We start from the raw sequence: 15,033 nt of genomic DNA, 5'->3' as shown, positions 1-15,033 counted from the left end.
AAAAATTAAGCACCTACGTATATCTCCATGCTTAGGTTCCTAGTTACTTCGACGGCTTTTTCGCCTACGTATGGCAAGATAATGATATGTGATAAAAACTCCATAAAACTCCCATAAAACTTAATGTTATGAGCTTTAATCCTACGAGACCAGTCTCTTCTAATGGATGGCAAGGATCCTATATAAGGTAGCGCCTTTTCTCCAGGATCATCAGATAAAATATTCATCTCAGATAAAGAGGTATAAAGAACATTAAAGCTCTGATCTCTACGTTTAAAATTAAATTAATACAATTTTAGCAATAATACAGAATAGAAACGACAAAGAGAAGGAAAACCTTATAAAGAAGCAGTAATTAGTAAGAATTGGGTGATAGAACGTACCGTCCCATGGGTCATTGACAAAAGCAGGCAAGGTGAGGAGTCAGACGCCTAGGATTCCTGCTAAGCCTAGGAGGAATTTGGTTCCTAGGTTGAGGAATAGTCGTAATTATAGGCGTTTGTTGTATAGGCTTGGTCAGGGTCAGCAGGTTTCGTAGTTTTGTTTTAAATTGTTTCTTTTTGTTTGTGGTTTTTTGTGGTGGTGTTTTTCTGGGTGTGTGGTGGTTTGGGTTGGTTGTGATGGGTGGGTGGTTCAATACGTGTCTTATACGGTCTTTGGATCGTGTGTCTCGATTATCAAGTGATGCTCTTTGCTTAATCCGTTCTTGACTGTTTGTTTGTGTGATTAAAAAGGTTCTTAAGTGCTTTTGTACTTATGTTCTTTGGTGGTTAGGTGGTGGGTGGTGGGAGGGATGTTGAGGTTATTAAGGTTGAGTTGCCCAGGGATTTGGCTGAGAGGTTTCGTAGGTACGTTGCCGTGAAGTATGGGCTTAGGAGGGGTTCGTTGTCAAGGGCCATTGCTGATTTAATAGCCAGGGAACTGGCGTTGCATGGGGGGGTTGGTGGTATTGACGCCATTGTGGGCCTCGGCCTTCAGTCTGACTATCAATGGGGCGGTGAAGACATAATTGAGGCCCTGAGGAGGAGGGCCCATGTACCTGGTTGATGCTAATGTATTCCTGGAGGTGCTTTACAGGAGGGATAGGTGGGCCGAGTGCTATGAGTTTCTTAACAGGGTTAAGAGGGGCGATATTAGGGCATATGTGCTCCACTTCACAATACACGCTGTCTCCGCAATTCTCGGTAAGCCGGACTTGGTGAGTAAGTACTTGTCTGAGTTAAGTACTTGGCGTGGGCTCGTAATAATCGATTCACCGATCGATGAGGAGGTTATGGCATCTGAATTGGCGTCTAGGGTGGGTCTTGACTTCGATGATGGGCTTCATTATTACTACGCTAAGAAGATGGGGCTTAGATTGGTATCATTCGATAAGGACTTTGACAAGACAGGTATTGAGAGGCTGGAACCTCACGATGTACTACGAACATCGTGAGGCCTTAATGCTGAATGGTAACTGCATCATTAACTTGGTTTAACCTCATGTGTATATGCGTATGGTATTTACATAATGGCGTGTAGCGTGGCCTGTTGAGAAATAAGTCGTTGAGTAATGATCAATAAGGCAGAACTTAAGGATTTTTAGGTTCTCTTTTGATAGTAATGTTGCATGGTCTATTGTCGTGAGCGCAATATATATATTAGATAAAATAACTAATATTGTATGAAGTCCAGGAGATTAGATAACAAGGAGTTGGCGGAGGCTTTGGCGGCAATCGCGGTGGTGCTACCTTTTGAGTTTGCAGCGCCAGCAATCGCCTTGGCTGTTGGTACGATAGGTGTTGGCGATATAATAGCAGCAGCGACCTTTGCTTCTGGTCTTACGCAGGGGCTTGGATTTTGGAGTTACGTAGGGGGTTGTGGTTACACGTTTTACTCAACAGCTGTACAGGCTTGGCATGAGGGTTTGGCCGCGCTTAACAATGAACCATTTATAATGTGTGCTGGTGTTACTACAATCATTCTTTAATACGTGGTAAGTAATGTCAACTCTTCGGTTAAAATCGAAGATCTATAATTTATTTCTTGGCATTTTAATAGCTGTATTAACAATTCTCGGTGAAATTTACTTATCTAAAACCCTCAGTGGCATAAAACTCCCACTCCTCGTAAACTTTGTCATAGGCACCGCAGTAGGTGCTCTATTTGGTGCATATCTTATTCGTGGGGCATATCATAGAGTGTTTAGTTCGGTTAAGGATGTGTCGTTGAGGCGTGTGGTAATTAATGTTATTACATTACTTGTTATATTACTTAGCATTGAATTGATGGTCTTAATATACATATGCCTTATTTACTTATTTAAGTTCTCGCTGGGTTATTTCGTGGGTTTTGTCGTTGTTTATTTCGTGTTGTTGATGTTGTTGAATGATGCCTTGATTTACATGTATGTTAGGGGCTTGGGTGTTCGTGATGGTAGGCTTATCCTAATTCGGTTGGTTAGTAATGATAAGTATAATGGCTTTACCATAAACATGCTTTATCATGACCTGGTTATTGCCATGTACCCTGAGGGGTTCGATAAATGCGCGGTTGATGTTGTTGATATTCATGAGGGTTATCACGCGAGGCATAAGCACACCCTGGTCCTTAATGCCATCTTATTCATTGGGTTGTCGATGCTTGTTTATTACGGTAGGAGGGGTTACCCGATGCTGTGGACTGAATTACCGTTTTTAGTTACGTCACTTATCGTATTGACTAGGACCTTTGAGTTGCTTGCCGATAGGGCTGTTCACAGACGGTTGGGTCCTAAATCCCTGGAGGGCTTTAGGATGGTGCTCAAGTCGCTCTTTGGGATTGATGATCCGAGGAGGGCCCCCATTAGGTCGAGGTTTACGCATCCAGGTAAGAGGGACTTGGTTTTTCTATATGGTGATGTCGTTGGTGCCTACGCGCCCTGGGAGTTTCCGTTGCTTGCGTCCTTCTTTGCTGGTTTTGTTACTACCGGCATTTATCCGGTGCCTCCTGTGGATGTTTACATTAAGTTGGCCTCGCTTATCTATATTGGTGTTGTTATTGGCTTATTCTTATTAACTATGTTACTTGGTATTATTTATAGGCCCATAATTAGGTGGTTTGGTGAGGGTTTAGGTGATGACTCGGTGATTGATCTCTCCATGATAGATGCGTCAATTTTCACAATGGGCTCTGCGATGTCCTTTGTGTTTTATTCTATTTATCATTCATGGTTGTATTCGAATATTACGGCTATAGCTATTTCATTTATTTTCTCGTTACTAGTTACCTGGTTTGCGTTGCGTAATTTGAGGCGTGCGTTGTTAACTGCGGTATCGATTACGTCAATATTCATTGCCCTGGACTACCTTTATTACGTCATGGCACCTCTTATACATGTTCTTTATTTTAGGTGATGGGCATTAGGGATACGTATATTGTGTTGGGCAATATGGCCTCTATGTGGGTTGGCATCGTGGGAGGTATATTATTAGGCGATGTATGGCTGTATCGCTTGTGCCCATTTGTTACGAATGGCTTAGCACCATTGCGGATGCTTTTTATGATATTGCTGAGGAACATCGCTTTTTCGTTAATAGTATTTCTGATTAGCTACTCAGTACTTCTTGCGGGTCTTATATTATTTGTTGAGGGTTTATATGTCGGTTTTATGACGTCTTTTGTAGCGAGGAGTTTAATGGTTATAGTGCCTTTGTTGCCTCACGGCGTTTTTGAGGTGCTTGGTTACTCATTAATTGCATTGGCTGGTGTTAGATATCATGGTAATGGGAATTACGTGAGGGTCTTGGTCATAGGGTTTGTTTTAATAATTGCTGCTGCATTAATAGAGTCCTTTGTATCCGTTCAGATAGCGAGACATTTATTGAGTAAAGAATTATGCGGTATTGCATAGTTCTAGTTGAGTATGTTTACAGAGCGTTAACACAATTAGGCTGAAGAGAGTAGGAAACCTTTAGGCACAATTGTCGCTGCGATGTCCATCTCGTTCAATTTATTAACATATGCCTCCATGGCCGATTTATGGTGTGGTATTGACCAATATAAAACTGAACCCAGAGTAGTGTAGTAATATCAGCCTAGTGCCGAAAATCGCTCATTAATCATTACTCAACGGCTTATTTTTAACTGGCCACGCTACACGCCATTATGTAAACACCATACGCATATGCCCATGAGATTAAACCAAGTTAATGATAGAGTTGCAATTCAGCATTAAAGCTTCATGATTCTCTCCTGTAAAGCACCTCCAGGAATACATTAGCATCAACCAGGTACATGGGCCCTCCTCCTCAGGGCCTCAATTATGTCCTCACCGCCCCATTGATAGTCAGACTGAAGGCCGAGGCCCACAATGGCGTCGATACCACCAACCTCCCCATGCAACGCCAGTTCCCTGGCTATTAAATCAGCAATGGCCCTTGACAACGAGCCTCTCCTAAGCCCATACTTCACGGCAACGTATTTACGAAACCTCTCAGCCAAATCCCTGGGCAACTCAACCTTAATAACCTCGACATCCCTCCCACCACCCATCACCTAACCACCAAAGAACATAAGTACAAAAGCACTTAAGAGCCTTTTTAATTCCACGAAAACATAACATACAGCAATAACGTACCTAAAGTCCCGCCCTTTAGGGTGGGAAGGAGATCAGGATGGTCAAGACTAGATCGAGTATGTCGTTGATTCTACGCCTTTGAAAAGAAAGAAAGATGAAATGCAAAGTGGGATCAGGTCGTGGTGTGCTTATTCTTCATGGCTGACCTGAACAACCTCATGCCTAGAAGGGTTATGGCGAATGCGTAGATTAGCAGTACCACGGTTATCATCGCTGGGACATAAGTAGCCATATAAAGGGCAAGTAAATCGCCAAGTGTAGGTGTGGTGATTAGGTGCGGTGGGAAACCCATGATAGTATATATAAAGCCAAGCTCACCAGTGGGCACGATTAGGCACAGGGCTAGGTAAACCAGGGACTGAAGAAGGACCCTCCTAAATCCAAAGCTAAATTCTGCAATATCGTCCTTAATGAACTTAGTTATTAACGTGAAACCAATGATTGAAATAGCTACCTGATAAAGCATTGATGGTGAAAAACCATTAACTAGAACAGGAGGAATGATGAAGACCCATGCAAATAGGTTTAGGAAAACAGCAACGCCAAGGCCATACAATAGACGGGTATAATTTTGAGGCATATCATCACCCAAGTAAGCTTTAGATTCAGGAGATATTTAAGTTTTGGCAAGACCACGTATTGTAAAATAGTGAGTAAATGTTCAAGTCACTATATACGCATCCTTGGTATGTACCACTATATATTGGGGCCCATTTACCGGACAACGATGCAGTTACTACTATGAAATCACTAGGTTCAAAATAAAAGATCCAACCGGAATTAAAGTACCAACTGTTGGGAGGTATTGAAATGCCATAAAACGATGTACCTGTCGTCGTATAACTAAACGTAGGAGTACCGCTAAAACCAGGTAAACTCCAATACGTAACCTGAGGTTGTGGATTAAGCGCATTCAACTAGCCCTGGCCATTTATGTACGTAACAACGAAATACTCATAGAGACCAAGCGGATCCCACATCATGCAATTCACCTGGAAAGATGTAGTCTGTCCAGGTGAGACTGATGTTGAGCCCCATGTGAAGGTGCAATATTCAATAATTGTAGTTGGCTTAATTACTACAGCACCACCTGCGGATGAATTAATTCTACTTGATTAAGTGCTTGCGCTTTAGGGTTAGGCTTCTTCGGGTGTTTCGTACCATTTTACCCTTTCTCCTATCATTGCTCTCATTTTCCATTTTGTGGTTTTTGGGGCTTGTTCTATTGCTTGCCTTAACCTGTTTATGTTATTGAGTACTCTCTCCTTTGCCTTATTTGGTAGTTCTATTGTGTTGAGGTAGTTCGTTGTTCTTTCTAGGTTTATTGTTGTTGTTTTGTATAGTCCCCAGTCGTTTGATGTTAATTGCGTTATTCTACCTAGGTCTATTGTGTCGTTTGCGTCCTTATCGCCTAGTTCGAATTTGTAGAGCATGGCTATTATGTCCTTAATATCCTTCTCATTTATCTCCCATATCTGGAGCTTGGTCATTAGTAGGTCACTCGGTGGTATTGTTGGTGAGAACCTCTCGAGCCTATCCGAGAGGTCTATGACGTGGCTCTCCCTGAATATGTCTAGGAAAACGTCGATTCTCATATTGAATTTAGGATCCATGAACTTAAGCCTCTCCCAGCCATGGAGTGCATTAAAATGTTTATCCGCTATAATACCGATGGTTTCTAGCGCCTTAGAAACCTTCCCTGAATCCCTCTTATGTGATGCTAAATCGACATCCTTAGGCTCTCGTTTAAGGGGTGGGACTTCCGGGTATATGTCACGTACTAGGAAGTAAATGGCTATACCACCAAGTAACCTGCACGTTACCTTGTTATTAGAACATGTGTTAACAATTTCTAAGCCCCTATTTAGTTTTTCTTCAGTAATGTCCTGACTCATCTAGCAATTTTTTTCTCATTATGCTTATAAGCTTTTCTCACATGCACCTTTATTCGCAATAATTAGATCTTAATAATAGATCTTATTTGGTATAGTGATGCGGGAAAACTTTTTAAGTAATTGTGGGAAGGCAAGAATAATGGGAGATAGGATTAGAGTTGTTTTAGTATCTGATCTACATGGTTCGGAGATAGCCTATGCAAAACTTGCAAACATACCAAAAATATACAAGGCAGATATTGTAATACTTAATGGTGATTTAACAGGTAAGGCCCTAATGCCAATTATTAAGCTTAAGAATGGTCAATACACTGCCAACGTCTTTGGCGAGGTTAAGACTTTCGATGAGAAAAAGTTAGAGGAAGTCGTACGGGACGCAAAAAATAGTGGTTACTATCCGTATGTTGTTGACGAGGATGAATATAACGAATTACTAAATAATAATAGTAAAGTCCGTGAAAGCTTGGTAAAATTAATGATTAGTAGTTTTGATGATTGGATGAGGAAGGTTGAGGAAAGATATAGGCAGTTTAATGTAAAGCTCTTTTACTTCCCCGGAAATGATGATCCCCGCGAGTTCGTAGACCACATAAAACACATTGATAATGATACTTTAATCTACGGCGATGAGAAAATACTGGAAATAGGCAGGTACGTACTACTTGGTTTTGGATACTCAAATCCAACACCCTGGCATACTGAAAGGGAAATACCCGAGGATGAAATTAAGAGAAGGCTGGAGAAATTGTTTGGGAATATTGAACCGAGTAAAATGACTAGGGTGTTGGCTGCAATACATGTACCACCTTATGGCACAACGATAGACCTAGCGCCCAAACTAACCCCAGATTTGAGACCAGTAACCGCTGGTGGTGAGATGGTCATGGATCACGCCGGCAGTACAGCCGTTAGAGAAATCCTTGAGAATTACGGTCCCGCAATCGGCCTCCATGGTCATATTCATGAATCTCCCGGTATAGACTATTTACAATGTAAATGTGGCCGTAAGGTTCCCGTAGTAAATGCCGGTAGTGAATACATGGTTGGAGCCCTAAGGCTTGCCTATTTGATTATTGAGGATGGAAAATTAAAGGATAAAATCTTCGTTAGAGGCTAATACCGATGCAAATTAAGAGCAACCAGGAAAATTACTGGAAATTTTAAAATAGTATTATTGTTTAATGGTGACAGTAGCATTTATAAGCAAGCCTTAATTACAAGGGCTGGGAGATAAAGAGTGGAGGGTGACGATGAGTCATCCAGTGTAGAACCTTACGAACGTTATGTGAGCACGCTATACGATGAATTGGCGTCCAGGTACGAAATAATTTATTTAAAAGCTTCCAAGTATTATAGGCATCTGTATGGTGAACTTTACGGAGTGTTCAAGGAGTATTTTGACAACATAAAAATAAGGAGTAAGGTCCTCGATCTCGGTAGTGGTACTGGTATCTGGAGTAGGTTTCTTAGATCGCGTGGCTATCACGTGGTTAGTCTAGACATATCCTATGCGTCAGTTAATAAATGTAAGAAAGCCAGAAGATGCAGTGACCCTATTCAGGGTGATGCTGTCAAGTTGCCCTTTAGGGATGGGTATTTCGATGCCGTCATAGCTTACGGCAGTGTTTTCAATCACATTATAGAGTCTGAGAACGCATTTAAGGAGGTCTCTAGAGTGTTGGAGAAGGGTGGCTACTTAATATTCGATGCCGATAACCTAGTGTGTATAGACATGGCATATGAGGCATTATTGGGTGGCATATCAGCGAGGAGGTTTTTGAAGGGGTTACTCGATGGTAAGGGCCATGTTGGTTATTGGTATGGCCATAATAATGAGATATTACCATTTAGATTCTTTACGTATAAGGAACTAACAAGTATGTTACACGAACGCGGATTTAAAGTAATCGATGTCAAAGGCATACACGTACTCTCCAATATAATACCATCGAGACTACACCAGTGGAGTGATAGTAAGATTAAGAAGCTTGCCGCATTATTTTACGAGTTTGATAATATACTAGGTAACTATGCACCATTTAAGTATTTGGCAACGACTTTTATTATAATTAGTAGGAAGGTTGGTTCATGATTTTAAACACAACTTAGAACCATCTTATTATTGTTGCTTTTCTGTCTGTTAGGAAGTCTATTACGTCTATTTGTGGGTGGTGGCTTCCGAGTCCAGATATCCCCCTACCTCCGAATGGGAACCAACTGGTGCCGCTATGCCAATGTTGACGCCAACGTTGCCCACATTCACGTTGTTCACGAAGTGCCTAGCCCAGGCACCATTTTGCGTGAATATCGCAACCGAGTGATGATACTTACCCTATTGATCCAGTCAATAACCTCATCGAGGTTGCCAGCCCTAATTAAATTCGCAACGGGTCCAAAGACCTCCTCCCTAGCGATGTCCATGTCCGGACCAACATCCTCGAGTATCGTAGGACCCAGGTAGAAGCCCCTTGGGTAGTCCTGAACCTTGTAATCCCTACCATCAAGCACAACCCTGGCCCCGGCGTTCACGGCATTCTCAACCTTCCTAATCACGTTCTGCCTATACTGCTCCGTGGTCATTGGACCCATCTCAACGGACTCATCAAGCCCATAACCAACCCTCAACACCCTAGCCCTCTCAACAAAGGCGTTCCTGAACTTGTTGTAGAAGTTATCATCACCAACAACCACGATGTTCTGTATAGCCAAGCACCTCTGTCCAGCATTACCATACTTCGAGTGTATCAGCGTCTCCACAGTCCTCTCGAGGTTGGCGTCAGGCATGACAACAGCGTAGTTGGCGGCACTACCACCGCCAAGGAACCTCTTACCAGCCCTCGCCGATGCCTCATAAAGCCTTAGGGCTATTGTCGATGTACCAACGAATGCGGTACCCTCAACAAGCCTGTGCGTCACCAGGTACTCAACAACCGAGTTGTCCAGGTGCACTAAGTTTATTACCATCAACATTCCATATGCACGAACCCCTCGCCCTGCTCGTAAATATCGGGTATGGATCCCAAATACGCCAATTACTATGCACACCATATGGTGTATATTTTTTAAGCTCATCATACAATTCTTGGGACCCTTCTAGTTTTATTCACATATTCCTTCTTCACATTTTCTATTAAATCCAGAATATCCATAGTGCTACATGCAACAATGTACTGCCTTTTATTTATTACTCGAAAAATGTTTTATATTTATCTTAAAGACTAAAAATAAGATCATTATTCACAATTATTAATAAAAACAAAATAAATATATTTAATATTCATATTAAAGATTTTTGGACGTAATATTACGCGGGTAAGAATGTTGGGTTATTATCTGTAGCTGGTATTATGGATTTATCCTCAAGAGCATTCCTTATGTGCTTAGGTAATGTAAATAGCACCTTATGAATATCGCCTTCGTAAAATCTCAATTCACCATGAATTCTATCCCTAATCCTTGTATTAATCTCTTCAGGTGTTAATGTAAGGGGATCCAGGTTGAAGGAACCTATAACAAAACCCCAGGTACTGTCAAATGAAGGTACATATACATGGTATGGCCTAGCTATGGGAAATACGGATGCCATTGTTCTATATACTGTGGCAAATGTCCTTAAGGCGTAGAATGTCGATGTTGCCTGTGTCACGATGATGCCATTCTCATTCAATCTATTCTTAAGTATATTGTAGAATTCTACCGTATATAGTAGGTAAGATGGTCCGCCTTCAAGAGGGTCCGTTAAATCGAGGATTATTGCATCATACTTATCCTTAGTATTACTTACGAATTTTCTACCATCGTCAATCACAAGTTTTAATTTCGGATTTCCAAAAACCCCTTGGTTCATTTCTGGTAAGTATTCTTTAGATATTTTTATCACATCCTCATCAATATCAACCATGACGACCTCTTCAACGCTCCTGTGTTTAAGCACCTCCCTAGCCGTAGCGCCCTCACCACCACCAAGTATTAACACCTTCCTGGGATTGGGATGCGTGATCATTGCAGGATGAACAAGGGATTCGTGGTAGATGAACTCATCATAGAGTGTGCTTTGGATCTTCCCATCAAGTATCAACGCCTTACCCAAATCCTCAAACTCAACAACGGCAACCCTCTGATACTTAGTAGTGCCACTATACAGCACCTTCCTAATGCCCCTAACGTGCCAGCTGAAGGGGGTGTTGAATTCCATAAACCAGGTACCTTCCCTACTAACATTCCCAATACTCATCAATCATGAAGTTAAGACAATATCCTTTTAAGTTTAAACGTATTTATTTCGTCATTCCAATACAGGTTTTTGTTCATGGTTACTCATATGATAGCCCTGCATTTGTTAATATATCGGGGCGCTTCCTCCAATAGTATATAGCCAATACCACACCTATTATAATCCATACAAAGCTTGCGATTACTGCCATGTTGTACGGATATGAAGGCAGTGGGTATACACTGTAGAAGAAAACTATGGCTCCGAGCACGGAGGCCACTGTCGGTATTAAGCCATGCTTAAGCCACTCTTTCCTAAGCATACCCTGCCTATGTGAATATATCGTTAAGGCTGAATTGGCCACTATATGGACGGCTATGATACCGAGTCCGGCAAAGGTAAGTAACCAAACACCCCCATTTGTTGGGCCCATTATTAGGCCGGTCACGATGTTTATAATCAATATTAATGTTGCGAAAAGGAGGATGGACCTACTTGGTGTCCTAAATCTCCCGTGAACTTTATCAAGACCAATTCCTAAACCAAAGCCCGTCACGGGCACTACTAAACCAAATCCTAGACACAGCATTGAACTTAGCCACCATGTATGAGAAATAACTATTTATCGTAAATGCAACAAGCAAGGTCCAACCAGCCAAACCAAGGTACTTCATGTAAACAATAAGCCCTGGATCAGGCGACGTTGCGTAAGTGCTCATCTGATTAACACCCCAACCCACAGTCAATGCATAGGCTGGTATTATCAAGGCAAGACCTGAGAGAATCCAGGCAGTAATCAAAGCCCACCTAATTATTCTCCTTGGATCCCTAACCTCCTCAGAAATTGTGGTTGCCGTACCTAATCCAGTGAAATCAAGCACTGAGTATATAGTACCGAAAAATACAGGCGCCCAGGTCCATTTAAGAGGTGCGGGTGTCCAAACGACCCAGGTATTCTTAGAACCGAGCATCGCGATTATTATTAGGGCGCTGATAAATAGAAAGAGAGCTTCAGCGAAGCCTGTATACATGACATAATTTAGCGAGGGTCTTATGCCTAGGTACGACAGTACGGCTCCATAGGCCCAGATTATTAGTGCAAAGGCTATCCATATGTATGGTATATGCGTCACGGCAGGGCTTATTAGGTATAGGAAGCCAGCCAAACCAAGTATTCCAAATGCAGGTCCAGTTAGTTGCTCTAGCATCCAGTACCAGAGGGCCATAACGCCGAGGGGCCGCTACTCCTTGCTGAATATGCGTAATAACTGCCAGCGTTAACTATGTATTTTGAGAATTCATAAGGTACAACAAGCCAAAGACCGTATATCAACCAAGCAAGTAATATAGCCAATGGCGTTGCACCAAGTGCAAACTGTGCGGTGCCTAACAATAGTATCGCCACATCACCGGCAGGTGCCACGAAAGAGAAGGATTGAAACACGGCGTGCCAAAAAGCCACAGCACCCCTCCTAAGCTGAGTCCTCCTAACTTCCGTACTCATACCGAATTAATATAACATAATCTATATATTAAAGAATTACTCCATATATATTTAACTATGTTGCTAAATATAATAATAATTCATAGATTATTAATTTTATTAATATTAGTCCTGGTGTAATTTATACATGTTTAGCTTATTATTTTTGTGTATCTCAATAACCTTTCAGCCTTACCTGCACTTAATCCTCTATCACCCAATATCGTATACCAATTTCTCATTTAATGCGCAATTTGCAACGCCTTAATTAGCTCCTCCTTACTTAAGCCAAGCTCATCCGCCGTAGTTGGCGCACCAACAGTCTCCAGCGCCTCCCTCACCATTCTCCAATCCCTATTTTGTAGATAAGCACTTATTATTGTTCCAAGGCCCACCTGCTCCCATGCATCCCCTTACCAGCCACATGCTCTATGGCAAACGCTATTAAATGCTCACTACCTGCAGCGACCCTTGTGGTGTTAGCCAATTCCATTAGGTAACCATCCATAACCTCTGCGTAGAAGAGGGTCTCAATCCCAATGTAGTTCTGGGCCGCAACATCCTTAACCCTCCTCAGGAGTAGGTTAAGTATTGATTCTGCCAGTTGGGCTGCAAAGTCTAGGTATGGCTCATCGCCCAGCCAATACGCCAATCTCCAGTCAAAGAGTGCGGTGTACTTGGCGACCATGTCACCAAAACCAGCTGCAACAAACTTATGCGGTTCCTTCATTAGGACATCGTAATCACCAATCACTAGGTTTGGGAACTTGGTCCTTACTGCGTGTGATTTACCTTCCTTCCACAACACACTGAAGGGTGAGGCTATCGCATCGCTAGACAATGTCGTTGGTATGAATATAGTAAATAAATCCAATTTAAAAACCCACGTACTTAACAATATCTATTATTGAATCACCACCAACACCAACAATACCCTCGGCACCAGACTCCTTAACACGCCTAAGCGCATCCTCTGCATTATCGAACGTGGCGCCACCCTCAATCACGTGAGTCACCACGTTATAACCTTCCTTAGTTAATCTACCAGCTACCGCGTCGCCAGATAACTTACGGGTTGTTGGTCCCATTATTAGAAATAATTTATTGGGCGCATTTGACTGCCTAAACACCTCCCCAATCTCATTAAGCGCACCTAACCCAACACTCATGTTTGTTGCTAATTTTATTAACCTCATAAACGACCTCTTGATAACTCCCTAACCACTTCCTCGAATATTCGTATACCCTCTTCCAGATGCCTTTTAGTTAATACTAATGGCGCCATAAACCTAAGAACATTGCCGTAGTGCCCACAGGTGTGCATTAAGACCCCCTCTCGAACAACATCTTCCTAGACTCACTAGCTAATTCTGCGCCTGGTTCCTTACTTAACCTATCCTTAACGAACTCAACGCCTATCATGAAGCCCAAGCCCCTAACGTCACCAATGATTGGGTATCTCTCGGCAATATCCTCAAATCTCGTCGTACTCAGCCCTATAGGCAACAACGGACATGGGTATACCACCACCAATAGCCTTCGATATGCACATTATATCCGGTGTAACGCCTGAGTGCTCCACCGCCCACCACCTATCAGTCCTACCCACGCCAGTCTGAACCTCATCAGCGATAAGTAGTATGCCATGCTTATCCGCGATCTCCCTAAGACCCCTAAGAAAGTTCTTAGGCGGTACTATGTAACCACCCTCACCCTGCACCGGCTCCACGACTATTGCACCAACCTCACCAACACCACTATACGGGTCACTCAGTAGGTGATCAATGTAGTTCAGGACCGCATTACCACAATCCTCGGCATCCTTAGCTGGTAACGGACACCTATATGGGTATGGGTATGGAACCCTAACCACGTTAACCATGGGCACACCAGCGTAGACCTGCAGCTCCGTCTTAGCCGTTGTCATGACAATGCCCTGGTGAACACCGTGGTAAGCACCCTCAAAGGCCATGATGACCGGCTTCTTGGTAACCCACCTAGCCAATGCAATGGCTGTCTCGCAGGCATCGGCCCCAGTCACTCCAAAGATTGCCTTAGCCTTATCCCTAAGTCCCTCGGGCAGCGTTGAATGTAGGTTTTTCAGGAACCTAATTCTGGCCTCACTGGGTATCTCGCTCATCCAATGCCAATACCTATCCAATTGCTCCCTAATTGCCTGAACCACGTACGGGTTGTTATGCCCAACATTGAGCACAGCAATACCTGCAACCCAATCAATGTAGTAATTACCATCAACATCCCTAATCGTAGCACCACGGGCAGAATCAATTGCAAACCTAAAGGTCTTAGGGTAAATAACACTGCTGGTCTCAAGGTCCTTCTGGGCGTTTAACAATTCAAGCGATTTAGGACCGGGCGGCTTAACAACAATTCTGGGAGCCTCTGGGAAGCTCAAACTTTCTAGCTCTTCCTCAACCATCAAAAACTTAAATGACGAGAGCAATATAAATTCTTCCTTTCCTTTTAAACACCTCAATAATATATTATATGAAAGATGATTCTATAGTTATAGAAAAAATAATACATAACGTACAGCTAGCGATACCCTATTAAAAATATGGTCTCGTGGCAGGTGGAATCCAAGCTGTAAGTGAAAAAAGATGGAAGATAAAATTGCATTTGTGATAAATAATCAAGATTTTTGCATTATAAGTCAAAAATATGTCAAAATAAATCTAAGTAAAGGTAGGACTAAAAATAATAACTATGTAAGCAGAAACTCCGCCCTGATAATCATAAATCACGCATTTTTCATTTCTAAAATATCTATTTCTTATTGTGTATCTGAAGCATAAATGCTGCCAAAATTAGTGTAATTGCGATG

General features: G+C 42.3%; 18 protein-coding genes and 2 pseudogenes. 8 read left to right on the top strand and 12 right to left on the bottom strand.

What is annotated here, in order from left to right:
- Positions 1-379 precede the first annotated feature (379 nt).
- The 6 genes and pseudogenes from B7L70_RS09275 to B7L70_RS09250 form a co-directional block, all read left to right on the top strand.
- Positions 380-538, top strand: a pseudogene (locus B7L70_RS09275) (30S ribosomal protein S30e); the annotation flags it as partial.
- A 239-nt stretch (positions 539-777) separates the two neighbouring features.
- Entirely contained in the window at positions 778-1,047 is a 270-nt protein-coding gene (locus B7L70_RS09270; protein ID WP_081227566.1) for a hypothetical protein, read from the top strand.
- Positions 1,034-1,435 (top strand): PIN domain-containing protein, encoded by a 402-nt coding sequence (locus B7L70_RS09265; protein WP_081227565.1) that lies wholly within the window; start codon positions 1,034-1,036, stop codon positions 1,433-1,435. Before B7L70_RS09270 ends, B7L70_RS09265 begins: the two co-directional genes overlap by 14 nt.
- A gap of 228 nt (positions 1,436-1,663) precedes the next feature.
- Positions 1,664-1,969 carry a hypothetical protein gene (locus B7L70_RS09260; protein WP_081227564.1) on the top strand — a complete coding sequence of 102 codons (306 nt, stop codon included), beginning with the start codon at positions 1,664-1,666 and terminating at the stop codon, positions 1,967-1,969.
- Positions 1,970-2,201: 232 nt separating this feature from the next.
- The gene (locus tag B7L70_RS09255; protein WP_143701608.1) at positions 2,202-3,374 is read left to right on the top strand and encodes a hypothetical protein; all 1,173 of its coding nucleotides are present in this window, start codon (positions 2,202-2,204) and stop codon (positions 3,372-3,374) included.
- Entirely contained in the window at positions 3,374-3,871 is a 498-nt protein-coding gene (locus B7L70_RS09250) for a stage II sporulation protein M (RefSeq protein WP_081227562.1), read from the top strand. The genes B7L70_RS09255 and B7L70_RS09250 overlap by 1 nt, the downstream gene beginning before the upstream one ends.
- A gap of 371 nt (positions 3,872-4,242) precedes the next feature.
- Here B7L70_RS09250 and B7L70_RS09245 read toward each other — a convergent pair whose 3' ends face one another.
- The 3 genes from B7L70_RS09245 to B7L70_RS09235 form a co-directional block, all read right to left on the bottom strand.
- Positions 4,243-4,512, bottom strand: a complete 270-nt coding sequence (locus tag B7L70_RS09245; protein ID WP_081227561.1) for a hypothetical protein — start codon at positions 4,510-4,512, stop codon at positions 4,243-4,245.
- Between the two features lie 197 nt (positions 4,513-4,709).
- Positions 4,710-5,177: a hypothetical protein gene (locus B7L70_RS09240; RefSeq protein ID WP_143701607.1), complete on the bottom strand. Its 468-nt coding sequence runs from the start codon at positions 5,175-5,177 to the stop codon at positions 4,710-4,712.
- A 556-nt stretch (positions 5,178-5,733) separates the two neighbouring features.
- The gene (locus B7L70_RS09235) at positions 5,734-6,492 is read right to left on the bottom strand and encodes a hypothetical protein (protein WP_081227559.1); all 759 of its coding nucleotides are present in this window, start codon (positions 6,490-6,492) and stop codon (positions 5,734-5,736) included.
- Between the two features lie 139 nt (positions 6,493-6,631).
- Here B7L70_RS09235 and B7L70_RS09230 point away from each other — a divergent pair, with 139 nt between their 5' ends.
- Positions 6,632-7,609 (top strand): metallophosphoesterase, encoded by a 978-nt coding sequence (locus B7L70_RS09230; protein WP_081227558.1) that lies wholly within the window; start codon positions 6,632-6,634, stop codon positions 7,607-7,609.
- A 120-nt stretch (positions 7,610-7,729) separates the two neighbouring features.
- The gene (locus B7L70_RS09225) at positions 7,730-8,584 is read left to right on the top strand and encodes a class I SAM-dependent methyltransferase (RefSeq protein WP_081227557.1); all 855 of its coding nucleotides are present in this window, start codon (positions 7,730-7,732) and stop codon (positions 8,582-8,584) included.
- 176 nt (positions 8,585-8,760) lie between these two features.
- Here B7L70_RS09225 and B7L70_RS09220 read toward each other — a convergent pair whose 3' ends face one another.
- The 9 genes and pseudogenes from B7L70_RS09220 to B7L70_RS09195 all read right to left on the bottom strand — a co-directional run bounded on the left by B7L70_RS09220 (position 8,761) and on the right by B7L70_RS09195 (position 14,628).
- Positions 8,761-9,462: an aldehyde dehydrogenase family protein gene (locus B7L70_RS09220; protein ID WP_202908724.1), complete on the bottom strand. Its 702-nt coding sequence runs from the start codon at positions 9,460-9,462 to the stop codon at positions 8,761-8,763.
- A gap of 334 nt (positions 9,463-9,796) precedes the next feature.
- Positions 9,797-10,726 (bottom strand): polyamine aminopropyltransferase, encoded by a 930-nt coding sequence (gene speE, locus B7L70_RS09215; protein ID WP_081227556.1) that lies wholly within the window; start codon positions 10,724-10,726, stop codon positions 9,797-9,799.
- 79 nt (positions 10,727-10,805) lie between these two features.
- Positions 10,806-11,294 carry a hypothetical protein gene (locus B7L70_RS13975; protein WP_238376190.1) on the bottom strand — a complete coding sequence of 163 codons (489 nt, stop codon included), beginning with the start codon at positions 11,292-11,294 and terminating at the stop codon, positions 10,806-10,808.
- Positions 11,230-12,209: pseudogene (locus B7L70_RS09210) on the bottom strand (APC family permease). The gene B7L70_RS13975 and the pseudogene B7L70_RS09210 overlap by 65 nt, the downstream one beginning before the upstream one ends.
- A 221-nt stretch (positions 12,210-12,430) precedes the next feature.
- Positions 12,431-12,583, bottom strand: coding sequence for a hypothetical protein (locus B7L70_RS13490; protein ID WP_162009150.1), 153 nt, complete (start codon positions 12,581-12,583; stop codon positions 12,431-12,433).
- Positions 12,565-13,062, bottom strand: a complete 498-nt coding sequence (locus tag B7L70_RS14175; RefSeq protein ID WP_162009149.1) for an iron-containing alcohol dehydrogenase — start codon at positions 13,060-13,062, stop codon at positions 12,565-12,567. The genes B7L70_RS13490 and B7L70_RS14175 overlap by 19 nt, the downstream gene beginning before the upstream one ends.
- 1 nt (position 13,063) lies before the next feature.
- Entirely contained in the window at positions 13,064-13,357 is a 294-nt protein-coding gene (locus B7L70_RS14170; protein WP_162009148.1) for an iron-containing alcohol dehydrogenase, read from the bottom strand.
- Between the two features lie 154 nt (positions 13,358-13,511).
- The gene (locus tag B7L70_RS13965; RefSeq protein WP_238376189.1) at positions 13,512-13,694 is read right to left on the bottom strand and encodes a hypothetical protein; all 183 of its coding nucleotides are present in this window, start codon (positions 13,692-13,694) and stop codon (positions 13,512-13,514) included.
- Positions 13,663-14,628 carry an aspartate aminotransferase family protein gene (locus B7L70_RS09195; RefSeq protein ID WP_238376188.1) on the bottom strand — a complete coding sequence of 322 codons (966 nt, stop codon included), beginning with the start codon at positions 14,626-14,628 and terminating at the stop codon, positions 13,663-13,665. The genes B7L70_RS13965 and B7L70_RS09195 overlap by 32 nt, the downstream gene beginning before the upstream one ends.
- Positions 14,629-15,033 lie beyond the last annotated feature (405 nt).

The sequence above is a fragment of the Vulcanisaeta sp. EB80 genome (assembly GCF_002078205.2).
The sequence above is the reverse complement of the archived record's forward strand: the minus strand, read 5'-3'. Positions and strand labels throughout refer to the sequence as shown.